Consider the following 23,195-nt stretch of genomic DNA (forward strand, 5'->3'; position numbering starts at 1 on the left):
CCAGCAGCCTAATCAGGCTGCTGGCTTTTTATGTATCAAGCTTTCCCTTCATTTTTGTCTTTATCAGATCTTTTCATAACCAGGATGAGAGCGAGGATGCAGCAAAGGAAACCCGCTGCACAGCCTATGATAGAGCTGTAATAATAAAAGCCCACCATCTTCATCCCGATAAAAGGAGCGGAAATTCCCAAAACCGTTAAGAGCATAACTGCTTTTCGTCTGAAAAAATTCATCAGCAAACGGAACAACCCCCCTGCGATTGAACGTTACTGTCAGTATACAGGAAGAGGAGCAGGAAATAAAATGCATTAGAAAATGAAGGCGTCGTGAAAGGCAAACACCGGTAAAACCTGTTACAATGGAAGACAGAACAATGCATTGCAAATGGCAGGGAGGAACAAGAAGTGAATAGAATACAACGCGTCTCTTCATGGCTGAAGGAAGCGGGGCATACTGCCGCATTTATTCATACAAAAGAAAATGTTTTTTACTTAACCGGTTTTTACACAGAGCCGCATGAAAGATTAATGGGGTTATTTATTTTTCAAGAAGAGGAGCCTTTCTTTGTTTGTCCAGGAATGGAAGCAGGACAGGCCCGCAACGCAGGCTGGAATCATGAAATCATTGGCTATGCGGATCACGAAAATCCGTGGGAGCTGATAGAGAAGGCCTTGAAAAAGCGAAATATCAGCATACATACGCTTGCGGTAGAAAAGGATTCAATCTCGCTATCACGTGCAGAACAGCTGAAGCATGCGACTGGCGGGGCTCAATTTGTTTCAGCAGAAGAAACACTCAATCAATTTCGCCTGATTAAAGATGACAATGAGATTCGTTTGCTGAAAGAGGCGGCAAAGCTTGCAGATTACGGTGTTGAAGTCGGCACAGCTGCTTTGCGTGAAGGCATCAGTGAAGTGGAAGTGCTCGCTCAAATTGAGTATGAGCTGAAGAAAAAAGGAATTCAGGGCATGTCTTTCTCTACAATGGTTTTATTCGGAGAAAAATCTGGCCAGCCTCATGGAAATCCTGGTACAGCCACGTTGAAGAAAGGTGATTTTGTTTTATTTGATCTCGGTGTTATTCTTGATGGCTATTGCTCTGATATTACAAGAACGTTTGCATACAAAACCATCAATCCGAAGCAGGAGGCCATTTACGAGACTGTGCTTCAAGCGGAAAAAGCCGCGATTGAGGCAAGCAAACCCGGTGTGAGAATCGGAGATCTGGATTTAACTGCCCGCGGAATCATTGAAAAAGCGGGATATGGTGACTATTTTCCTCACCGGCTTGGGCATGGACTCGGAATTTCTGTCCATGAGTATCCATCAATGAGCCAGGCCAACGATACACTGCTGCAGGAAGGCATGGTCTACACGATCGAACCGGGGATTTATGTGCCTGAGATCGGCGGCGTGCGCATTGAGGATGACGTTCACGTAACAAAGGACGGAGCAGTTGCTCTGACCCAATATCCAAAGGAATTAATCATACTGCCGTAATAGAAATAAAAAAGGACTTTGTTCTCGACATCGTCCTTTTTTATCTGCATTAAATAAAAAAATCATCAAATGTTCGAAAGGGTTTAATTTCATGTTTTTGGTTGAGAGGTTTTACAGCAAGACAGCTGCCACCGAGAACAGTGAGACATAACCCAATTAAAATGAAGAAACCCATGTGATCTTCTCCTTTCAGCTTAAAACACAAAAAGATATCTGGTACGTCCATATCATATTGTATGAAACGCATTCCAGATCAAGGGGATTTAGAAAGAAGGGAATCTATGGCTAATATTAAAGACATTGCAGAAAAAGCCGGTGTCTCTGTTACAACGGTTTCCCGAGTCATAAACAATCATCCATACGTCAGTGAAGACAAACGAAAAAGAGTGTTTGAGGCAATGGAATCATTGGAGTACACGAGAAATATTCACGCTGTACATTTGTCGAAAGGATTTTCAAACATGATTGGTGTTGTCTTGCCGACGGTTAATCTGCCATATTTTGCAGAGCTGATTGCAGGAATAGCCGACGCAGCCGCGGAATCTGGGGTTCACCTCTCTTTATTCCAAACAAACTATGAGGTACAAAAAGAAATCTTTGCGCTGTCCCAATTAAAGCAGCGCCAGGTTGACGGCCTGATTTTTTGCTCAAAGGCGCTTGCTGATGAGAAACTCATGGAATGGGAGGGCCCGATTTTGCTTTGCCAGAATTCAGATAATGCCCGCTTCCCAACCATCAGCATTCCTCACCAAGAAGCATTTCGGAACGGCTTGGACTATTTAATTGCCAAAGGGCACAAAAAAATAGCCATCTGTTTGGCAAGAAAAAAAGGCATGAACAGCCATTTTCGAATCAAAGCCTACAAAGAGGCATTGGAAGAGATCGGCGAGGCATTTCGTGAAGACTGGGTAATTGAGAAAGCGATTACAATCAATGATGGGAAGGCGCTTTTTCATAAATGGAATACGTGGAAGGAAAAGCCGACGGCTATTTTTGTTGCCAATGACCAAGTCTCAGCAGGGCTTTTTCTTGAAGCAAAGAACCAGCGGGTGTCAGTACCGGGTGAGCTTGCAATCTTAAGCGTTGATAACCACGAAATCAGCCAAGCGCTTGGAATCACAACGATCGATATTCAGACAAGGGAAATGGGAAAGCAGGCATTTGCCATACTGGAAAAAAGAATTCAAGGACAGCCGATTGAAAGGAAAGTTCTGGATTACCGTCTCATCGAAAGATCGACTGTTTAGTGAATGCATTGAAAAAAGGTTTGACGTGCATTCTGTTCGTTATGTACGATATGAGGTATTGAATGACAAAGGAGCTGAGGATCGTGAATGGGTCCTTCACAGTGAAAAAGGTACTGAATAATAACGTATTAATTGCTTCTCATCATAAATACAGCGAAGTCGTTTTAATCGGAAAAGGTATTGGTTTCGGAAAAAAACAAGATGATGTCATTGAAGATAAAGGCTACGATAAAATGTTCATTTTAAAAGACGAGAAGGAACAAAAGCAGTTTAAAAAGCTCCTTGACTATGTTGATGAAAACCTCGTTGATATTTCAAACGATGTCATCTATCACATAAGCAATAGGACTAATCACTCATTAAATGAACATATTCACATTGCGTTGACAGACCATATCGCATTTGCGATCAAAAGGCAGCAGCAGGGATTTGATATGAAAAATCCATTTCTAATGGAGACTCAGTCACTATATCCTGAGGAGTACCAAATTGCCAAAGAAGTCATAGATATGATCAATGAAAAAGCGGGAATCTGCCTTCCGGAAGGGGAGATTGGTTTTATCGCTCTGCATATCCATTCAGCGTTGACAAACCGTCCGCTGTCCGAGGTCAATCAGCACTCTCAGCTCATGGCGCAGCTTGTCGAGGTGATTGAAGACTCATTTCAAATGAAAGTAAATAAGGAAAGTGTGAACTATTTGCGGCTGATCAGGCATATCAGATTTACAATAGAAAGAATTAAAAAAGAAGAACCGACTAAAGAACCAGAAAAATTAATGTTGTTATTGAAAAATGAATATCCGCTATGCTACAATACAGCTTGGAAATTGATTAAAATCTTGCAGCAAACATTGAAGAAACCAGTTCATGAGGCGGAAGCGGTTTATCTGACGCTTCATCTGTACCGATTAACCAATAAAATGTCATAAATTCAGTTTATCCTTATAACGTGTTACTGATTCGATCAGGCATGAGTGATTGAGGGAAAAAAACGGGAAGTTCATTCTCGTTCTTTTGCGCACCCAATTTTGCTCATGCCTTTTTGTTGTGTAAAAGGGCAAATGTAAACGGTTAAACTGGAAGACTTACGCCTGTGAATTCGTTGTCATGATTTTTAGCTGTAAGGTCAGACTAGTAAAAAGAGGAGGTCAATTCTTATGTTTAAAGCATTATTCGGCGTTCTTCAAAAAATTGGGCGTGCGCTTATGCTTCCAGTTGCGATCCTTCCGGCTGCGGGTATTTTGCTTGCGATCGGGAATGCGATGCAAAATAAGGACATGATTCAGGTCCTGCATTTCTTGAGCAATGACAATGTTCAGCTTGTAGCAGGTGTGATGGAAAGCGCTGGGCAGATTGTTTTCGATAACCTTCCGCTTCTTTTCGCAGTAGGTGTAGCCATCGGGCTTGCCAATGGTGATGGAGTTGCAGGGATTGCAGCAATTATCGGTTATCTTGTAATGAATGTATCCATGAGTGCGGTTCTTCTTGCAAACGGAACCATTCCTTCGGATTCAGTTGAAAGAGCCAAGTTCTTTACGGAAAACCATCCTGCATATGTAAACATGCTTGGTATACCTACCTTGGCGACAGGGGTGTTCGGCGGTATTATCGTCGGTGTGTTAGCTGCATTATTGTTTAACAGATTTTACACAATTGAACTGCCCCAATACCTTGGTTTCTTTGCGGGTAAACGTTTCGTTCCAATTGTTACGTCAATTTCTGCACTGATTCTGGGTCTTATTATGTTAGTGATCTGGCCTCCGATCCAGCATGGATTGAATGCCTTTTCAACAGGATTAGTGGAAGCGAATCCAACCCTTGCTGCATTTATCTTCGGGGTGATTGAACGTTCGCTTATCCCATTCGGATTGCACCACATTTTCTATTCGCCGTTCTGGTATGAATTCTTCAGCTATAAGAGTGCTGCAGGAGAAATCATCCGCGGGGATCAGCGTATCTTTATGGCGCAGATTAAAGACGGCGTACAGTTAACGGCAGGTACGTTCATGACAGGTAAATATCCATTTATGATGTTCGGTCTGCCTGCTGCGGCGCTTGCCATTTATCATGAAGCAAAACCGCAAAACAAAAAACTTGTTGCAGGTATTATGGGTTCAGCGGCCTTGACATCCTTCTTAACGGGGATCACAGAGCCATTGGAATTTTCTTTCTTATTCGTTGCTCCAGTCCTGTTTGCGATTCACTGTTTGTTTGCGGGACTTTCATTCATGGTCATGCAGCTGTTGAATGTTAAGATTGGTATGACATTCTCCGGTGGTTTAATTGACTACTTCCTATTCGGTATTTTACCGAACCGGACGGCATGGTGGCTAGTCATCCCTGTCGGCTTAGGGTTAGCGGTCATTTACTACTTCGGATTCCGATTTGCCATCCGCAAATTTAATCTGAAAACACCTGGACGCGAGGATGCTGCGGAAGAAACAGCAGCACCTGGGAAAACAGGTGAAGCAGGGGATCTTCCTTATGAGATTCTGCAGGCAATGGGTGACCAGGAAAACATCAAACACCTTGATGCTTGTATCACTCGTCTGCGTGTGACTGTAAACGATCAGAAAAAGGTTGATAAAGACCGTCTGAAACAGCTTGGCGCTTCCGGAGTGCTGGAAGTCGGCAACAACATTCAGGCTATTTTCGGACCGCGTTCTGACGGGTTAAAAACACAAATGCAAGACATTATTGCGGGACGCAAGCCTAGACCTGAACCGAAAACATCTGCTCAAGAGGAAGTAGGACAGCAGGTTGAGGAAGTGATTGCAGAACCGCTGCAAAATGAAATCGGCGAGGAAGTTTTCGTTTCTCCGATTAGCGGGGAAATTCACCCGATTACGGATGTTCCTGACCAAGTCTTCTCAGGGAAAATGATGGGTGACGGTTTTGCGATTCTCCCTTCTGAAGGAATTGTCGTATCACCGGTTAGCGGAAAAATTCTCAATGTGTTCCCGACGAAACATGCGATCGGCCTGCAATCCGACGGCGGAAGAGAAATTTTAATCCACTTTGGTATTGATACCGTCAGCCTGAAGGGCGAAGGATTTACGTCTTTCGTATCAGAAGGAGACCGCGTTGAGCCTGGACAAAAACTTCTTGAAGTTGATCTGGATGCAGTCAAACCGAATGTACCATCTCTCATGACACCGATTGTATTTACAAACCTTGCTGAAGGAGAAACAGTCAGCATTAAAGCAAGCGGTTCAGTCAACAGAGAACAAGAAGATATTGTGAAGATTGAAAAATAAGGGTGTTAGTACGCCGTGCTTGTCAGATGACAAGTACGGTTGTATGATATAATATTGTGAAGTAATTAAGCTTTAAGTTAAAAGGAGAATGATAAAAATGGCACAAAAAACATTTAAAGTAACTGCAGATTCTGGAATCCATGCTCGTCCTGCGACAGTTCTTGTACAAACTGCTAGCAAATACGACGCTGACGTTAATTTAGAATATAACGGCAAAACAGTTAACCTTAAATCTATTATGGGTGTTATGTCTTTAGGTATCGCTAAAGGCGCTGAGATCACAATCTCTGCTTCCGGAGCTGACGAAAACGATGCTCTTAACGCTTTAGAAGAAACAATGAAAAGCGAAGGGCTCGGCGAGTAATGCAAGAATTAAAAGGGATTGGTGCTTCAGCCGGCATCGCGATTGCAAAAGCATACCGGCTTGAAGAGCCAGATTTAACGGTTGAAAAGAAAAACATCTCTGATTCTGAAGCGGAAGTAAGCCGTTTTGATGAAGCGATTGCACGTTCAAAAGAAGAGCTCGAAAAAATCAAAGAGCACGCTTTGAAAGAACTGGGTCAGGATAAAGCTGATATTTTTTCTGCTCACCTTTTAGTTCTCAGTGACCCTGAGCTTCTGAACCCTGTGAAAGAAAAAATCAGCACTGATTCAGTGAACGCTGAATTCGCTTTAAAAGAAACGTCTTCTATGTTCGTTACCATGTTTGAATCTATGGACAACGAATATATGAAAGAGCGTGCGGCAGATATCCGCGATGTAACAAAACGCGTAACCGGCCACCTGCTTGGCGTTGAAATTCCAAACCCAAGCATGATCTCAGAAGAGGTTATTATTGTAGCTGAAGACTTAACACCGTCTGACACAGCTCAATTAAACCGTGAGTTCGTAAAAGGATTCACTACTGATATCGGCGGACGCACATCTCACTCTGCCATCATGGCACGTTCTCTTGAGATTCCAGCAGTTGTTGGAACGAAAGCGGCTACAGGCACGATCCAAAACGGCGTGACTGTTATCGTTGACGGTATCAATGGCGATGTCATTATTGACCCATCTGCGGAAACTGTAAAAGAGTATGAAGAAAAACATAATGCTTATTTGGCTCAAAAAGCTGAGTGGGCGAAGCTTGTCAATGAACCGACTGTCTCAAAAGACGGACATCATGTAGAGCTTGCAGCGAACATCGGTACTCCTGATGATGTAAAAGGCGTTCTTGAAAACGGCGGAGAAGCAGTTGGCCTTTACCGTACAGAATTCCTTTACATGGGAAGAGATCAGCTGCCTACAGAAGATGAGCAGTTTGATGCTTACAAAACGGTTCTTGAGCGTATGGAAGGAAAATCAGTCGTCGTGCGGACACTTGATATCGGCGGAGACAAAGAGCTTCCTTACCTGCAGCTTCCTAAAGAAATGAACCCGTTCCTGGGATATAGAGCGATTCGTCTTTGCCTTGAAGAGCAAGAAATCTTCAGAACACAGCTTCGCGCGCTGCTTCGTGCAAGTACATACGGAAACTTGAAAATCATGTTCCCTATGATTGCGACAGTTAACGAATTCAAAGAAGCAAAAGCGATCCTTCTTGAAGAGAAAGAAAAGCTCGTAAAAGCGGGACAGGCTGTATCTGACGATATTGAAGTCGGAATGATGGTTGAGATTCCGTCAACTGCAGTCATCGCTGATCAGTTTGCTAAAGAGGTTGATTTCTTCAGTATCGGAACAAACGATTTGATCCAATACACAATGGCAGCTGACCGTATGAATGAACGTGTATCTTACCTGTATCAGCCATACAACCCGGCAATCCTTCGCTTAATTACACTGGTAATTGAAGCAGCACACAAAGAAGGAAAATGGGTTGGCATGTGCGGAGAAATGGCAGGAGACGAGATTGCGATTCCAATCCTTCTCGGCTTAGGCTTAGATGAGTTCTCAATGAGCGCAACGTCTATCCTTCCGGCAAGAACACAAATCAGCAAATTGTCTAAACAAGAAGCTGAGTCATTCAAAGAGAAAATCTTATCTATGAGCACGACAGAAGAAGTTGTCGCGTTCGTAAAAGAAACCTTCAAGTAATGTACAAAAACCAGACGGCCTCCGGCCTGTCTGGTTTTTTTCATAAGTAAGGGTATAGAAGGACACAATAACATGGCTAGGAGGGATAGTATGTCAAACCAATTTAACGCAGGAGATACTGTTTATGTGATCTACAGAAATCCGCACGCCGCCAATGTAGCCCACATAAAGGAAGCCGAAATTGTGCACCATCCATACCATGAAGGCGAGCTTTCCCTGTTTATTTATGAAACCTATCATCCGTTCGCAGAGGACGATGCTGTGTTTGCAAGCTATGAAGAAGCTAAATCGCTTTACAAAGAACTCTTTGATATTGATCCGTATGAGTAACAAGGAAATCATTACAACTCATATCCTTTCCGCCTAGTGAGAAAAGTAACGTTAGTAAAGGAAAAGGATGTGGCATCATGCAGAACCCATTTGTTCCGCAGCTTGTATATATAGAACCGAGGGCGCTGGAATATCCGCTAGGCCAAGAATTACAAGATAAATTTGAGAATATGGGCATTGAAATCAGAGAAACAACATCCCACAATCAGGTGCGTAATATTCCTGGGAAAAATCATCTTCAGCAATATCGCAATGCGAAATCAACTTTAGTTATCGGTGTCCGAAAAACATTAAAGTTTGATTCATCCAAACCCTCGGCCGAATATGCCATTCCGTTTGCAACAGGCTGTATGGGGCATTGTCATTACTGCTACCTGCAAACAACCATGGGATCAAAGCCGTATATCAGAACTTATGTAAACGTCGAAGAGATTTTAGATCAGGCAGATAAGTATATGAAGGAGCGCGCACCAGAGTTCACAAGGTTCGAAGCATCATGTACGTCAGACATTGTAGGAATTGATCATCTGACACACACGCTGAAGCGCGCCATTGAACATTTTGGCCAAAGTGATCTCGGAAAGCTCCGATTTGTAACGAAATTTCATCATGTCGATCACCTATTAGACGCAAAGCATAACGGGAAAACGAGATTCAGATTCAGTATTAATGCCGACTATGTGATTAAAAACTTTGAGCCGGGAACTTCACCTCTTGATAAGCGGATAGAAGCGGCAGTAAAAGTTGCAAAAGCAGGCTACCCGTTAGGCTTTATTGTTGCTCCGATTTATATTCATGAAGGCTGGGAAGAAGGATACAGACATCTGTTTGAAAAGCTTGATGCTGCTTTGCCGCAGGATGTTAGACATGACATAACGTTTGAATTAATTCAACACCGTTTTACAAAACCGGCCAAACGAGTGATAGAGAAAAATTATCCGAAGACGAAGCTCGAATTAGATGAAGAAAAGCGCCGTTATAAATGGGGCCGTTACGGGATCGGAAAATATATTTACCAGAAAGATGAAGAGCATACACTTCGAGAAGCACTTGAATCCTATATTGATACCTTTTTCCCTAACGCGAAAATTGAATATTTCACTTAAACGGGCTGTTGTGATCAACAGCTCTCTTTTTATAAAAAGGATTTTTCCATTCCATCAAAACGCCGTAATTCAATGATGCTTTATCCTCCAAATAATTGCTGACTACACGAATAGGTGAACGCCCGCAACGGAGGAGAAAGGACAGCACAGGGTCGTTTTTCCTGCCTTCCATCACATCTTCAACGTACTGAACAGCGCTGATCTCGTGTGCGTATTTATAATACAAAGGAATGCGGCCGCCGCCGAGAAGGCGTTCCAGTCTTTTATCAACAGTCAGCTCATACATCGTATTCATCAGCCATTTTCCGATTCCAAGCTTTCGATAATGAGGAGAAACAGAAATATCCACTACATATAAAGTATTTCCATGAGGTTCATGATTTTTAATCGATCCGTTGTCAGTTGCTTGTGCCCATGTATGATCAGGAGAATCAGGCTCAAATTGTACAATAAGAGCAGTCATGGAACCGATAATTCTGCCATTGATGAGCGCGCATAAAGCGCCTTCCGGAAAGGTTTTGATATGGCTGGCAAGCTGGTCCTCTGACCACAGCAATTCCTGGGGAAACGGAGGAGGGAAACATTCTTCTTGAAGAGAAATCAGCCTCTCGATGTCAGTCTCAGTGTAGTTTCTAATGGTCAGAGCCTCAAATTTTCTGCCGTCATGCACATACATTTGTTTTAGTATGATCATCACTCTCCTTATGTTGTTTCATTATAACGAAGATTGAATTTTCAGTAAATATATTCCGATTTTCTTATAATTTATTTTTTGATTATTCATTTTTCAAACGAAAGGGCCGATATAGAAATTAGGAGGGGATTGGTTTGTTTAAAAAACTTCACATGAAGATTGCTGTTTTTGTTTCGATTATGTTAATCATCACAGTTGTTCTTTTAATGCTGTCTTCTTATTTGACGCTAAAACCGATGATTACAGAGGATGGGAAAAATACAACTCAAAACGTGACGCAGTCACTTGAACAAAATATTGAATTGCAATTAAAGAGTTATGCCATTTCGTTATCAAGATTGGCTAATGGGGAATTAACGCATACATTTGTAACGAAACCAAGTAAAGAAGCTGCTCGGCTGTTTCACGATGACATTAAGCAAATCAAAGACAACGATGATTATGTTGCGATGGCTTACATAGGCACCGCAAAAAAAGAAATGTTTACATATCCAAAAGCGGATTTCGCTGAGGATTACGATCCAACATCAAGACCATGGTATAAGCTTGCAGCTGAAACCCCGGATCAAGTTGTTTGGACGGAACCTTATAAAGATGTCGTGACAGGAGACATGATTGTTACTGCATCGAAAGCGATCTTAGACGGGCAAAAAGTGATAGGGGTTGCCAGCTATGACTTGAAACTCTCTGCTATCCAGAGTATGGTCAATAAACAAAAGGTGCCTTACAAAGGATTTGCCTTTTTAGCTGATGCGAGCGGCAATCTTTTAGCCCATCCGTCAAATCAAGGAAAAAATATATCAAAGGATCAAACACTGCAAACCATCGCATCCGAGAAACAAGGGATACAAGATGTGAATGGGAAAATGGTTGTGTACCAAACGATTGGCGAAACGGGCTGGAAGGTCGGAACGCAGTTTGATACCGATCAATTAATGTGGATTTCAGATAAAATGAATCGGGCAAATCTTTGGATATCATTGATTGCGCTTATCATAACAATTATTCTCAGCTACTTCCTGGCCAAAACGATAACCGGTCCGATACAGCAGCTGATCGTAAAAACGAAAGCTGTTTCCGCAGGCGATTTAACAGTGCGCGCGGAATCAAAATCTAAGGATGAAGTCGGTATTTTAACAAGAGATTTCAATCTGATGGTTGAAAATATGAAGGAAATGGTTGAGCAAGTGAGACTCTCTTCAGGGAAAGTATCTGACACCTCTGAACAACTAACGGCTGTCGCTGCCGAAACTAATGAAACAAGCGGACAAATTGCAAAAGCGATTGAAGAAGTAGCCGCAGGGGCATCGGAACAGGCTTCTGAAGTTGAAACCATTAATGAAAAATCGGAAAGCCTGTCAACGAAAATCAGGCAAATCGCTGAGGAGGCAGGCGGAATTAAAGAACGCTCAAAATCGTCCGAGGATGCAAGCTATAAAGGACTTGATGCGCTCGGCCAGCTGCTGATGAAATCAAACGAAGCCAATATGGAAACGAAAAAGGTTGAAACGATGCTGCTGGATTTGGAAAATCAAACTAAGAATATTGAAGAAGTCGTTACAGCGATTTCAAACATATCTGATCAAACCAACTTGCTTGCCTTAAATGCCAGTATTGAGGCAGCCAGAGCCGGAGAAAGCGGGCGCGGTTTTGCCGTCGTAGCCGATGAAGTGCGGAAGTTAGCTGAGCAATCAGCCCTTTCTACAAAGCATATCAGCGAGACTGTGAAGCTTATCCAGCTTGAGACAAAAGAGGCCTCTCACGCGATGGTTGAGGCAAGCAGAATGAATGATGAACAAAACAGTGCCATTCACGAAACTGGAGAGGTATTAAATACGATAACTGCAGAAATGCAGTCACTGGTACAAGGTATTGATCACATTTACGCGGAAATTCAAAGAATGAGTGAAGAACAGCTTGCGATATCTGAAGCTATTCAAAGCATTTCAGCCATATCACAGGAATCAGCTGCCGCAGCAGAGGAAGTGAACGCATCAACCGATGAACAGCTTGTCACCCTTGAGAAAGTCAAACACTCAACGGAAACACTAAAACATGCAAGCCAAGAGCTTATGAACACAATTGCAAAATTCACATTGTAATCCAATTACATCCCCAAACATCATTTGTTTTGGGGATTTTTTATTTTATAAGATGAATAGATATGGTAGTCTAGAAAATGAAGGAAAAATGATAAATTTTAACTAAAATCTAAACGAAACATCTGGGAGGAATGACCTTGAAAAAAACAATTGGTTTTATCGGTCTTGGAGTAATGGGAAAAAGCATGGCATCACATATTCTCAATGACGGCCATCCTGTATTGGTGTACACCCGGACAAAAGAAAAAGCAGAAAGCATACTTCAAAAAGGCGCGATCTGGAAAGATACGGTCAAAGATCTTTCGAAAGAAGCGGATGTTATCATCACAATGGTCGGCTATCCCAGTGATGTTGAAGAAGTGTATTTCGGAAGCAATGGAATTATTGAAAACGCAAAAGAAGGGGCATATCTTATTGATATGACGACATCTAAGCCTTCGCTTGCGAAGAAGATTGCTGAAGCGGCCAAAGAAAAAGCATTGTTCGCTTTAGACGCTCCTGTTTCCGGTGGAGACATCGGTGCACAAAACGGAACACTCGCGATTATGGTCGGTGGAGAAAAAGAAGCTTTTGAAGCCTGCATGCCGATTTTCTCTTTAATGGGAGAGAATATTCAGTATCAAGGACCGGCTGGAAGCGGACAGCATACCAAGATGTGCAATCAGATTGCAATTGCAGCCGGTATGATCGGTGTTGCTGAAGCGATGGCTTATGCCCAAAAATCAGGCCTAGAGCCGGAAAATGTTCTGAAAAGCATCACAACGGGCGCAGCCGGAAGCTGGTCATTGTCAAATCTTGCTCCCCGTATGCTGCAAGGCAACTTTGAACCGGGATTTTATGTGAAGCATTTTATTAAGGATATGGGAATCGCACTAGAGGAAGCAGAATTAATGGGGGAAGAAATGCCAGGCTTGTCGCTCGCAAAATCCTTATATGACAAGCTAGCTGCTCAAGGTGAAGAAAACAGCGGAACACAGAGTATCTATAAGCTTTGGGTGAAATAAAAAAAGATTGCCTGTACGAAACAGGCAATCTTTTTTTTATTATTTTCCGATGAATTGTTGTGTCCAGATGCTTCCAGACTCAACGTAGCCAACACCGATGTGAGTAAAGTTAGGGTTTAGAATGTTTTTTCTGTGTCCTTCACTGTTCATCCAAGCTTTTACTACTTCTTCTGGTGTCTTTTGGCCCTTCGCAATGTTTTCACCTGCTGTTTTGTAGCTGATTCCGAAAGATTTCATCATATCAAACGGTGAGCCGTATGTTGGGCTTTGGTGATCAAAGTAGTTTTTGTCTTTCATATCCTGAGATTTTGCGCGTGCGGATTTGCTTAACGTTTCATCAATTTGAAGCGGCTTTAATCCTTGTTTTTGTCTTTCTGCATTTGTAAGTTCAACAACTTTTTTCTCATATGCACTTACAGATGAAGGTGCAGATGTTGTTGTGTTTGTTTTTTCAGCAGTTGCGGGTGCTTTAGAAGCAGTGTTTTGATCAGCAGCTGCTTTTTCAGTAGTCTTTTGTGCAGGTTTGGCCGTTTCTGTCTTTTGAACATCCTGAACTTTCACGTTAGATTGCTTCGCATGTTTTTGAAGAAGCTGCTTCATCTCTTTTTCGTTTGCAGCGTTTAACGTTTTGATATTTGTGTTAATATGCAGTTTTTTCACTGCATCGTTAAGTGACATGTTTTGTACTGTGTTCCCCGTTTTTACTGTAACCACAGGCTGGCAGGAGAGTTCTTTCGCTGATGCTTGCTGTACGCCCCCGAATGTGAATAATCCAACCGCAGCGGCAGCAGATAAAATAAATGCTTTCTTCATTAGTTCGTAACCTCCTAGAGTTGTTTGTTTCTACAGAAAAATCATAACATAGCTTTTTTGTCATAAAGATTCCAGCAATTTCCTTTGACAAATAGAGATTGTCATTTTCGTAAAGTAAATCCGTTGAATCACTAAGAATAAGGGAATCAGCGGTATATATGATTTTATCGTACCGTTACATAGCTTCCTTTTTTTTGAACCGTTAGTTATATTTTAATGTGTTTTTATATTGACAGCTTTTTTTACTCCTTTTCGCTGTAACAACTATTACAAAGGTGTTACAATTAATCTCAGTATATGTAAATATATTGAATGATTTGAGAGGGGTAACCAGAAGTGACTGAAATAGGACGTGAACCAAAGAAAAAGAGCAAAGGAAACAGAGCAATCAGAATGAACCTTTTTTTCCTAGCTGTCTTTGTTCTATTCACTGCATTAATTTTTAAGCTCGGGGTTGTTCAAATTGTTGAAGGCGAACAGCATGAAGAAGACGCTGAGAAATCAAATGCAAAAACAGCTTACTATCCTGCGCCTCGCGGGAAGATGTACGACAGAAACCAGAAAGTTGCTGTCGACAACCAGAGTGTTCCAGAAATTGTGTATGTATCAACATCTAGCACAAAAACAGAAGATAAAATCAAAACAGCGAAGCGGCTTGCTTCTTTCATTCATATTGATACCGAATTTTTGAAGGAAAGGGATCTTCGTGATTACTGGATCGCAGCTCATCCGAAAAAAGCCGCCGCTCTGCTTAAGGAATCAGAAAGCAATCTGAAAGGAGACCAAGCTTACAAGCTTCAAATAGAGCGTGTTCCGGATCAAGAATTAAAGGTTATTCAGCAAGATGACGAAGAAATGGAAACTGCTGCGATATATACAAGGTTTTCAAGCGGAAATGCTTACGAACCTCAAATCGTAAAGGCAATGAATCCAAATAAGAGCAATAGCAATGGAAAAAACGGAACGCTGCTTGATGAGAAGAAAAACTCCTCGCAAAGACCAAAAAATGACTTAACATATGATGAAATTTCCATTGTTTCTGAGCATTTAGAAGAACTTCCGGGAATCGATATCGTAAACGATTGGACACGAAAATATCCTTATGACAAAACCCTTTATTCTGTTTTCGGGGGCGTCACGACACCTGATCAGGGCCTGCTGAGCGACCGGAAAGATTTCTACTTAACAAGAGGCTATGCGAATAATGACAGGGTGGGAAAAAGTTATTTAGAGTATCAATATGAAGAATATTTAAATTCGCATAAAGAAAAAGTGGAATACGTAGAAGATAATAAAGGAAATGTCGTCAGCCAAAAAACCATTGATAAGGGCAGCAGGGGATACGATCTTCAGCTTTCTTTTGACATGGAGCTTCAGGCAAAGGTAGAAAAGATCATTGAAGAAGAAGTAAGAAACAGCCGTGCACGCGGAAATTACATGCTTGACAGAGCCTTTGCCGTAATGATGGACCCGAATAACGGCGATATTTTATCAATGGCAGGGAAAAAGATAGATTTAAAAACCAACAAAATTGAAGATTATGCGATAGGGGCATTTACCACCCAATATGAAATGGGATCAGCAGTAAAGGGGGCCACCGTGCTAGCCGGCTATCAGGACGGGATCCCGCATTATAAATATTTTGTTGATACACCTCTTTATTTAGCAGGATACGGTAACAAACCGAAGAAATCCTACATGAACATGGGAACCATCAATGAATTAACCGCTCTGCAAAAAAGTTCAAACGTATATATGTTTAATGTTGCCATGCACATTGCCGGTGTCACATACAAGCCGTATGGACCTCTTCCTGCTGACCAGAAGGATTTAAACAAAATGAGAAATTACTACAGCCAATTTGGCCTGGGAGTAAAGACAGGTATTGATCTTCCGCAGGAATCAGCCGGAATGCAAACTACACCTGATGCGGTAGGGGGGTTAATTTTAGACTTGGCCATTGGACAATACGATACATATACACCGCTTCAAATGGCACAGTACATCTCATCAATTGCCAATGGGGGCTACCGCATTCAGCCAAGAATTGTTACAAGTGTTCATGAGCCCAGCAAAAAAGAAGGCCTTGGGAAGACCATTGAACAAAGAAAGCCAAACATTCTCAACAAAATTAACAACTCAGAAAGTGACATTCAGCAGGTGAAGACCGGAATGAAGCTAGTTACCACTTCAGGGACAGCTAAAAATACGTTTACAGAAGATGTATCAGGGAAAACGGGAACAGCGGAAACATTTTACTACGGCACGAATCGCAACTGGTGGGGGAAAAAAACATACAATCTGACTTTTGTCGGCTATTACCCATCGAAAAATCCAAAAGTGGCTTTTAGTGTTGTTGTTCCATCAGTAAATGATGATGATAAGATCAATAAAATTATTGCCAAAAGAGCTATCCACGCCTACGCAGAGCTCGAAAAAAAACACAGTAAAAAATAAAAAACAGGGTGCACAACTAAAAGATTGTGTGCCCTTTCTTTTATTCAAAAATTGACGTTCACCATAAGAATAGAAGGAGAATACTCATTTTCTAGCGAATCATACTAGGTAAAAGTCAATCTGTATATGTCGAAACACGATGATCATGCAAAGGAGGGATTCTGTGGAACAGGATACGCAGCATGTTAAACCACTTCAAACAAAAACCGATATTCATGCAGTCTTGGCCTCTAATGGACGCATCATTTATATATCTGCCAACTCCAAACTGCATTTGGGCTATCTCCAAGGAGAGATGATCGGATCATTCCTCAAAACGTTTCTGCATGAGGAAGACCAATTTTTGGTTGAAAGCTATTTTTATAATGAACATCATCTGATGCCGTGCACCTTTCGTTTTATTAAAAAAGATCATACGATTGTGTGGGTGGAGGCTGCGGTAGATATTGTTACGACAAGAGCTGAGCGGACAGAACGGGAAATCATTTTGAAAATGAAGGTTCTTGAAGAAGAAACAGGCCATCAATCCCTAAACTGCGAAAAACATGAAATCGAACCTGCAAGCCCGGAATCGACTACATATATAACGGATGATTATGAACGGTTGGTTGAAAATCTCCCGAGTCCGCTATGCATCAGTGTCAAAGGCAAGATCGTCTATGTAAACAGCGCGATGCTTTCAATGCTGGGAGCCAAAAGCAAGGATGCTATTATTGGTAAATGGTCCTATGAATTTATTGAAGAAGAATATCATGATATCGTGAAAAACAGGATTATACGAATGCAAAAAGGAATGGAAGTCGGAATGATTGAACAGACGTGGAAAAGGCTTGATGGCACACCTGTTCATTTAGAAGTGAAAGCATCCCCGACCGTCTACAAAAACCAGCAGGCTGAGCTGCTGCTGCTGATCGATATCTCTTCAAGGAAGAAATTCCAAACCATCCTGCAAAAAAGCCGTGAACGATATCAGCTGCTGATTCAAAATTCCATTGATACCATTGCGGTGATTCACAATGGAAAATGGGTATTTATGAATGAGTCTGGAATTTCCCTGTTTGAAGCGGCTACATATGAGGATTTAATTGGCAAAAACATATACGATCAGCTGCATCCTTGCGATCACGAGGATGTAAAAGAGAGAATCCAAAACATTGCCGAGCAAAAATCAGAATCTGAAATTGTCAAGCAATCCTGGTTCACCTTTCAGAACAGGGTCATCTATACGGAGATGGTCTGCATTCCGACGACCTTTTTTGGTGAAGCGGCCGTCCAGGTCATTCTTCGGGACATCTCAGAGAGAAAACAAACAGAAGAATTGATGCTGAAATCGGAAAAATTATCAATCGCAGGGCAGCTCGCGGCGGGAATCGCCCATGAGATCCGCAACCCTCTTACAGCGATCAAAGGATTTTTACAGCTGATGAAACCGACAATGGAAGGCAACGAACATTACTTTGATATTGTGTTTTCTGAACTCAGCCGTATCGAATTAATACTCAGTGAACTGCTCATGCTGGCGAAACCTCAGCAAAATGCTGTCAAAGAATATTTGAACTTGAAAAAATTAATTGGTGAGGTTTCAGCCCTGTTAGAAACGCAGGCGAATTTAAATGGCATTTTTATCAGAACAAGTTATGAAAAAGACAGCATTTATATAAACGGGGATCAAAACCAATTAAAGCAGGTATTCATTAATTTAATCAAAAATGCAGTTGAATCAATGCCTGATGGGGGAACAGTAGACATTATCATAACCGAAGATGAGCATTCTGTTCATGTTACTGTCAAAGACGAAGGGGAAGGTATACCTGAAAAGGTACTAAACCGGATTGGAGAGCCATTTTTAACAACAAAAGAAAAAGGTACGGGGCTTGGATTAATGGTGACATTTAATATCATTGAAAACCATCAGGGAGTTATACATGTGGACAGCCATCCTGAAAAAGGCACAGCGTTTAAAATTTCATTTCCAAAAAAATAAAACAACGGCTTAAACGCCGTTGTTTATCGTCTGCATTGCTTCACGTTTTTTTAATACAAATAATTCTAAACGGTCCAGGCCTTCTCTCAGCGTGTCCATTGAGCATGCAAAAGACAGCCTTACATATCCTTCACCATATGTTGAGAACGAGCTGCCCGGCACGAGTGCCACGCCAGCGTCTTCCAAAAGAGCCATACTAAAATCAAATGAAGTCATTCCAAATGATTTAATAGAAGGGAAGATATAAAACGCACCGGACGGTTTAACTACGTCAAGTCCCATGGAAACAAGACGGTCATAAACATAGTCCAGACGTTTTTTGTATTGTTCTCTCATAATCAATGCATCGTCAAAGCCGTTTGTGACAGCTTCAAGCGCGGCTTTTTGAGAAATGGATGAGGCGCACGACACATTGTATTGATGAACCTTTAAAATGTGCTTTGCAATGTCTTTCGGTGCAAATAAAAATCCAATTCTCCAACCGGTCATGCTGTGTGATTTTGACAACCCGTTAATGACAATCGTTTGATCCCGCAAATAGGTTGCGATGGAGTAATGCGGTCTGTCATATGTTAATTCACTGTATATTTCATCAGACAATACGAAGACATTTCTGCCTTTTAAGAGAGCTGCGATGCTTTTCAGTTCTTCTTCAGATAAAGTCACGCCGGTAGGGTTTGACGGATAAGGAAGCACGACACACTTGGTGTTGGGTGTCAGAGCATCTTCAATCAGCCGGGCGGTAAGCTTAAAGCCGTGTGACGTAGTATCAACAATGACAGGCTTGGCCCCGCACAAATTGATAATAGGTTCATAGCCCGGATAAATAGGCCCTGGCATAATGACTTCATCACCGGGAGATAAAATCGTCCGGAATGCAGCATCAATGGCTTGGCTTGCGCCTGTTGTGATGATAATTTCAGATTCAGCATCATAGTTGAAATCCGCTTTTTTCTTCATATAAAGCTGCACAGCTTGTCTCAGCTCCAGGTAGCCGGCATTCGGAGTATATGACGTCACGTTTTCATCAATGGCTTTTTTTGCGGCAGCTTTCACATGATGCGGTGTGAAAAAATCAGGCTGGCCGATTGTAAGTGAAATGACGTCTTCGTGTTGGGCTACAAGATTCGAGAATTTGCGTATTCCTGAAATTTCGATCTCTCTTGCTTTCGGATTCAGCAAATGTTCCATAATTCATCACCTTAACAAATATAATGAGTTTATCCTATTTTACCACTAGCTGATCATTTGTCACCTTTTTAACTGATATATTTCGATTGTATGCGCCTTTTTTCTAAACATACCTTTCTTTTCAGAAAAAAAGAAGACAACCAGCGATTTGATTGTCTTTATTGTATCATGTTCTATTATTGTTTATATGTGCCAATTTCATTAATAGCCATAATCAAAATGAAGGTCTTCGTGCCAAATCAGATACGGAGGATGCTCTTCTTGAAGGTCAGCTGATTCTTTCTTCATATTCAGGTAAGTTTCTTCACTGATATCCTCTAAAACAGTCATTTCGTTTTCTTTAAATATTACTAAGGTACCCATTATTTACACCCTTCTTTGGAAAAATCCTTGACTATTTTATCACTGTTAGTTGGAAAGTCAATGGTTATTAGGAAAAAAGTTTCTTTTTTGAGGAACGCGGCTTGTTGCCTTCGGAATTCGATTTTGAAGAGCTGCCATTCACTTTTTACAAATTACGCCGATATATACAGTACAATACTGAATGCGAATAGCGAGGGATTGAATTGTCGTTACAACAATACGAAATTTTATTGGATTCTGGTACAAATGAATTAGAAATTGTGAAGTTTGGCGTGGGTGAAAATGCTTTCGGAATTAACGTCATGAAGGTAAGAGAAATTATTCAGCCTGTCGAGGTGACATCAGTGCCTCACTCCCATCAGCATGTAGAAGGAATGATTAAACTCAGAGGAGAAATCCTCCCTGTGATCAGTCTCTTCTCATTTTTTGGAGTAGAGCCTGAAGGATCAAAAGATGAGAAATATATCGTGACTGAATTTAATAAACGGAAAATTGTTTTTCATGTCGGCTCTGTTTCTCAAATTCACAGAGTATCCTGGGAAGCGATTGAAAAGCCGACATCGTTAAATCAAGGAATGGAGCGGCACCTTACCGGTATTATTAAGCTCGAAGACCTGATGATCTTTTTGCCTGACTATGAAAAAATTATTTATGACATTGAATCAGATTCAGGTGTTGACACGTATAATATGCATACCGAGGGCTTCGATGAAAGAAGAACTGATAAAAAGCTAATCATTGTAGAGGACTCACCGCTTTTGATGCGCCTCTTGCAGGATGAACTAAAAGAAGCAGGGTACAACAATATCGCTTCGTTTGAAAATGGAAAAGAGGCATATGAATACATTATGAACCTTGCTGAAAACGAAACTGATTTATCAGAACAGATTGATATGATCATCACTGATATTGAAATGCCAAAAATGGACGGACACAGGCTCACAAAGCTGCTGAAGGAAAATCCGAAAAGCTCAGATGTGCCGGTTATGATTTTCTCATCGTTAATTACGGATGATCTGCGTCACCGCGGCGAAGTTGTAGGCGCAGATGAGCAAATCAGCAAGCCTGAGATTAGTGATTTGATTAAAAAAGTGGATACGTATGTTATTGAATAAATAAAAACAGCCGTTGCCAGAAAGAGGCACGGCTGTTTTTATTTTAAAAGTAACTCTCGCCAAGTTTTTTAAAGACCGGTTTATGGTAAGCTGGCTGCTGGCGATTTGGCACTAGCGGCTTTTCTTTCATGCCGACATATTCTTGCAATAGGTGTTTCGCTTTTGTTAAAGACATTTGAGCTTTAGGATTTCGGTACGATTGATTAAGTGTACCTAAATGCGGAAGATGTTCGAAGTCTTCTTTAGTTGGAGGCATGTGAAAATAGTAGTCTCCGATTGAGATAAGCACGTCCGATTGCTGTTGGCTGAACCTTGGATTTTTTGAAAAATGAAGCCCTATTTTCTTTCCTTTACCTTCTTTGACAAGCTTTTGCAAAGCCCGTTTTTTCAGCAGATATAGGTATTTAGGGTTGGGGGCGGTTTTTGCATGGCGGTTCACAGTGTAAACTGCTTTTGAAAGATTTTCTACGGTTGGCTGCAGATCTTTCGTATATGCATGGTCGTCCATTATTTCTCTCCTTTGCTCTTATCAATTTCTATATGTTTAGATTATACTTTTTTAAAGTTGAAATGCAAATATTGAATGTAAAAATGCGCTTTTTTCTAAGAAAAAAAGCGCATTTTTAACCTGCATTATACAGATCTTGCCTTCTTTTTCGGCTGTTCTTGAAATGCTTCCTGAACATTCACTTCCACAGCCTGGGCACTGTATTTTGGCAGTGCAATAAAATAAAAAATAAAAACGATCAGGATGATAACACCCATGCCGTAATAAAGATAATCAATGTTTGAAACGAACTTAGGGAATAACAGCGCAACTAAGCCGAGTGTCAAAGACTGTGCAAACATCATAAAAGGGTCCTGCATGCCGCTTACACGTCCCATCAGTTTTGGATGAACAATTTTGGGCATCCAGCCTCCGATTGCAATGTTGATCGGTCCGATGCACATTCCCAGTGCAAAAGCTGCCGCGTAATACACCCATAAAATATTGGTGTAGCCGAGGACGAAGATCAGCAAACCTGCAATGAAAATCGGTATCGACATTAAAAAGTGCGGCTTCACTTTTTTAGAGATGATCGTGCCGATTACGCTGCCTGCCAGCAGCCCAAACCCGAGTGCGATCGTAAATACAGACGTATGCCACTCATAACGGTCAGGCGCCAATCCATATTTCATTGTAAACATCGGCAATACGGCGAATCCTCCGTTGACAAATCCAAAAATGAAGAAGCCGAAAATAAGAGATGCCAGCAATTTGTTTTTTAAAATATAGAGAATGCCTTCTCTAAAGTCATTTATTGAATCCTTAACAGAAGTCTTTCTCCAGCTGAATGCACCGTTTGGCTGTCGGGCTTCTTTTGGAATCCGGCAGCTGCGGATCAGCAGCCCGGAAATGATAAAGCTGACAAAATCAAGAATAATGGCGCCTTCAATACCGATTGTGTTGTACATAAACGCGCCTATACCGACTCCAAACACCATAAAAATGCTAAAAAGCATCTGATTAAGCCCTGCCGCTTTCGAATAATGCTCCTTCGGCAGAATGGCTTGTACCAAACTGTTTTCTGCCGGAAAGAAAAACTTTGTTACAGCGCTTCTGATAAATAAGATACAAAAAACAAGAGGAATATTGCCGGTAAATAAAGTGAAAAAAAGCACGACAGTCAGGCCTGCTCTGATCCAATCACAATTTTCTGCCACCTTTTTTCTGTCAAACCGGTCCGCGACGACTCCCACGATCAGAAATACAAATATGGTCGGAAGAGAATACATCAGCTCCGCCAAGGTCGTATATGAAGGCTGGCTGCTGAATCGGTCCAGCAAAAAAAAAGCAAAGGCCATGTTGCCTACTGTCGTGCCCATTTGAGAAGCGAGTGCTGCGAAAAATAGACGAACAAAATTACGATTTTTAAATATATCCATAAAAACGCTCCTTACCCTAAAGGTCCCACTT

At 41.5% G+C, this 23,195-nt stretch carries 20 protein-coding genes; 13 read left to right on the forward strand and 7 right to left on the reverse strand.

All coding sequences use genetic code 11. The annotated features are described in order from the left end of the window. Window positions 1-35 precede the first annotated feature (35 nt). On the reverse strand, window positions 36-239 hold the full coding sequence (locus bslm_RS07295; RefSeq protein ID WP_014476643.1) for a hypothetical protein: 204 nt from the start codon (window positions 237-239) through the stop codon (window positions 36-38). 165 nt (window positions 240-404) lie between these two features. Between bslm_RS07295 and papB the strand changes: the two genes are divergently transcribed. The 8 genes from papB (at window position 405) to splB (ending at window position 9,515) form a co-directional block, all read left to right on the forward strand. Further along, window positions 405-1,499, forward strand: coding sequence for a di/tri-peptidase (gene papB, locus bslm_RS07300; protein WP_015715797.1), 1,095 nt, complete (start codon window positions 405-407; stop codon window positions 1,497-1,499). A 281-nt stretch (window positions 1,500-1,780) separates the two neighbouring features. Further along, the gene (locus bslm_RS07305; RefSeq protein WP_046380986.1) at window positions 1,781-2,746 is read left to right on the forward strand and encodes a LacI family DNA-binding transcriptional regulator; all 966 of its coding nucleotides are present in this window, start codon (window positions 1,781-1,783) and stop codon (window positions 2,744-2,746) included. Window positions 2,747-2,808: 62 nt separating this feature from the next. Beyond that, window positions 2,809-3,675 carry a glucose PTS transporter transcription antiterminator GlcT gene (gene glcT, locus bslm_RS07310; protein WP_046380987.1) on the forward strand — a complete coding sequence of 289 codons (867 nt, stop codon included), beginning with the start codon at window positions 2,809-2,811 and terminating at the stop codon, window positions 3,673-3,675. 228 nt (window positions 3,676-3,903) lie between these two features. After that, entirely contained in the window at window positions 3,904-6,003 is a 2,100-nt protein-coding gene (gene ptsG / locus bslm_RS07315) for a PTS glucose transporter subunit IIABC (protein ID WP_046380988.1), read from the forward strand. A 97-nt stretch (window positions 6,004-6,100) separates the two neighbouring features. Further along, window positions 6,101-6,367: a phosphocarrier protein HPr gene (locus tag bslm_RS07320; RefSeq protein ID WP_003154654.1), complete on the forward strand. Its 267-nt coding sequence runs from the start codon at window positions 6,101-6,103 to the stop codon at window positions 6,365-6,367. Beyond that, the gene (ptsP, locus tag bslm_RS07325; RefSeq protein WP_003218638.1) at window positions 6,367-8,079 is read left to right on the forward strand and encodes a phosphoenolpyruvate--protein phosphotransferase; all 1,713 of its coding nucleotides are present in this window, start codon (window positions 6,367-6,369) and stop codon (window positions 8,077-8,079) included. Before bslm_RS07320 ends, ptsP begins: the two co-directional genes overlap by 1 nt. Before the next feature lie 90 nt (window positions 8,080-8,169). Beyond that, on the forward strand, window positions 8,170-8,409 hold the full coding sequence (gene splA, locus bslm_RS07330) for a splAB operon transcriptional regulator SplA (protein ID WP_003218644.1): 240 nt from the start codon (window positions 8,170-8,172) through the stop codon (window positions 8,407-8,409). A 77-nt stretch (window positions 8,410-8,486) separates the two neighbouring features. Then, complete coding sequence (gene splB / locus bslm_RS07335) at window positions 8,487-9,515, forward strand: spore photoproduct lyase (protein WP_046380989.1); 1,029 nt, start codon at window positions 8,487-8,489, stop codon at window positions 9,513-9,515. Here the strand turns inward: splB and bslm_RS07340 are convergent. After that, entirely contained in the window at window positions 9,508-10,209 is a 702-nt protein-coding gene (locus tag bslm_RS07340; RefSeq protein ID WP_032721454.1) for a GNAT family N-acetyltransferase, read from the reverse strand. The genes splB and bslm_RS07340 overlap by 8 nt on opposite strands. A 134-nt stretch (window positions 10,210-10,343) precedes the next feature. On the opposite strand from bslm_RS07340, the gene mcpC reads away from it, so the two are divergent. Both mcpC and bslm_RS07350 read left to right on the forward strand, forming a co-directional pair. Then, complete coding sequence (gene mcpC, locus bslm_RS07345; protein WP_032721455.1) at window positions 10,344-12,311, forward strand: methyl-accepting chemotaxis protein McpC; 1,968 nt, start codon at window positions 10,344-10,346, stop codon at window positions 12,309-12,311. Window positions 12,312-12,448: 137 nt separating this feature from the next. Then, window positions 12,449-13,315, forward strand: a complete 867-nt coding sequence (locus tag bslm_RS07350; RefSeq protein ID WP_003245029.1) for an NAD(P)-dependent oxidoreductase — start codon at window positions 12,449-12,451, stop codon at window positions 13,313-13,315. Window positions 13,316-13,354: 39 nt separating this feature from the next. On the opposite strand, the gene bslm_RS07355 is transcribed toward bslm_RS07350, so the two are convergent. After that, the gene (locus bslm_RS07355; RefSeq protein ID WP_003244693.1) at window positions 13,355-14,128 is read right to left on the reverse strand and encodes a CAP domain-containing protein; all 774 of its coding nucleotides are present in this window, start codon (window positions 14,126-14,128) and stop codon (window positions 13,355-13,357) included. A gap of 336 nt (window positions 14,129-14,464) precedes the next feature. Here bslm_RS07355 and bslm_RS07360 point away from each other — a divergent pair, with 336 nt between their 5' ends. Then, the gene (locus tag bslm_RS07360; protein ID WP_046380990.1) at window positions 14,465-16,585 is read left to right on the forward strand and encodes a peptidoglycan D,D-transpeptidase FtsI family protein; all 2,121 of its coding nucleotides are present in this window, start codon (window positions 14,465-14,467) and stop codon (window positions 16,583-16,585) included. 163 nt (window positions 16,586-16,748) lie between these two features. Beyond that, window positions 16,749-18,569 (forward strand): sporulation histidine kinase KinA, encoded by a 1,821-nt coding sequence (kinA, locus tag bslm_RS07365; RefSeq protein ID WP_046380991.1) that lies wholly within the window; start codon window positions 16,749-16,751, stop codon window positions 18,567-18,569. A 9-nt stretch (window positions 18,570-18,578) separates the two neighbouring features. Here kinA and bslm_RS07370 read toward each other — a convergent pair whose 3' ends face one another. Then, window positions 18,579-19,760: an aminotransferase A gene (locus bslm_RS07370; RefSeq protein WP_003232415.1), complete on the reverse strand. Its 1,182-nt coding sequence runs from the start codon at window positions 19,758-19,760 to the stop codon at window positions 18,579-18,581. A gap of 201 nt (window positions 19,761-19,961) precedes the next feature. After that, window positions 19,962-20,123, reverse strand: a complete 162-nt coding sequence (locus bslm_RS20615; RefSeq protein ID WP_003245246.1) for a hypothetical protein — start codon at window positions 20,121-20,123, stop codon at window positions 19,962-19,964. 203 nt (window positions 20,124-20,326) lie between these two features. Here bslm_RS20615 and cheV point away from each other — a divergent pair, with 203 nt between their 5' ends. After that, window positions 20,327-21,238, forward strand: coding sequence for a chemotaxis protein CheV (cheV, locus tag bslm_RS07375; protein WP_014476655.1), 912 nt, complete (start codon window positions 20,327-20,329; stop codon window positions 21,236-21,238). A 43-nt stretch (window positions 21,239-21,281) separates the two neighbouring features. Here the strand turns inward: cheV and bslm_RS07380 are convergent, their stop codons facing one another. Further along, window positions 21,282-21,746, reverse strand: a complete 465-nt coding sequence (locus tag bslm_RS07380) for a YkyB family protein (protein WP_003232406.1) — start codon at window positions 21,744-21,746, stop codon at window positions 21,282-21,284. 125 nt (window positions 21,747-21,871) lie between these two features. Next, window positions 21,872-23,164, reverse strand: a complete 1,293-nt coding sequence (locus tag bslm_RS07385; RefSeq protein ID WP_046380992.1) for an MFS transporter — start codon at window positions 23,162-23,164, stop codon at window positions 21,872-21,874. Window positions 23,165-23,195: the final 31 nt, after the last annotated feature.

The organism is Bacillus sp. LM 4-2 (assembly GCF_000978495.1).
GTDB lineage: Bacteria > Bacillota > Bacilli > Bacillales > Bacillaceae > Bacillus > Bacillus subtilis.

Excerpts from the sequence above, each read along its gene's own strand:
- bslm_RS07305 (WP_046380986.1), top strand. The coding sequence starts at position 1,781 with ATGGCTAATATTAAAGACATTGCAGAAAAAGCCGGTGTCTCTGTTACA.
- glcT (WP_046380987.1), top strand. The coding sequence starts at position 2,809 with ATGACAAAGGAGCTGAGGATCGTGAATGGGTCCTTCACAGTGAAAAAG.
- ptsG (WP_046380988.1), top strand. The coding sequence starts at position 3,904 with ATGTTTAAAGCATTATTCGGCGTTCTTCAAAAAATTGGGCGTGCGCTT.
- bslm_RS07320 (WP_003154654.1), top strand. The coding sequence starts at position 6,101 with ATGGCACAAAAAACATTTAAAGTAACTGCAGATTCTGGAATCCATGCT.
- ptsP (WP_003218638.1), top strand. The coding sequence starts at position 6,367 with ATGCAAGAATTAAAAGGGATTGGTGCTTCAGCCGGCATCGCGATTGCA.
- splA (WP_003218644.1), top strand. The coding sequence starts at position 8,170 with ATGTCAAACCAATTTAACGCAGGAGATACTGTTTATGTGATCTACAGA.
- splB (WP_046380989.1), top strand. The coding sequence starts at position 8,487 with ATGCAGAACCCATTTGTTCCGCAGCTTGTATATATAGAACCGAGGGCG.
- bslm_RS07340 (WP_032721454.1), bottom strand. The coding sequence starts at position 10,209 with ATGATCATACTAAAACAAATGTATGTGCATGACGGCAGAAAATTTGAG.
- bslm_RS07355 (WP_003244693.1), bottom strand. The coding sequence starts at position 14,128 with ATGAAGAAAGCATTTATTTTATCTGCTGCCGCTGCGGTTGGATTATTC.
- bslm_RS07370 (WP_003232415.1), bottom strand. The coding sequence starts at position 19,760 with ATGGAACATTTGCTGAATCCGAAAGCAAGAGAGATCGAAATTTCAGGA.
- bslm_RS20615 (WP_003245246.1), bottom strand. The coding sequence starts at position 20,123 with ATGGGTACCTTAGTAATATTTAAAGAAAACGAAATGACTGTTTTAGAG.
- bslm_RS07380 (WP_003232406.1), bottom strand. The coding sequence starts at position 21,746 with ATGGACGACCATGCATATACGAAAGATCTGCAGCCAACCGTAGAAAAT.
- bslm_RS07385 (WP_046380992.1), bottom strand. The coding sequence starts at position 23,164 with ATGGATATATTTAAAAATCGTAATTTTGTTCGTCTATTTTTCGCAGCA.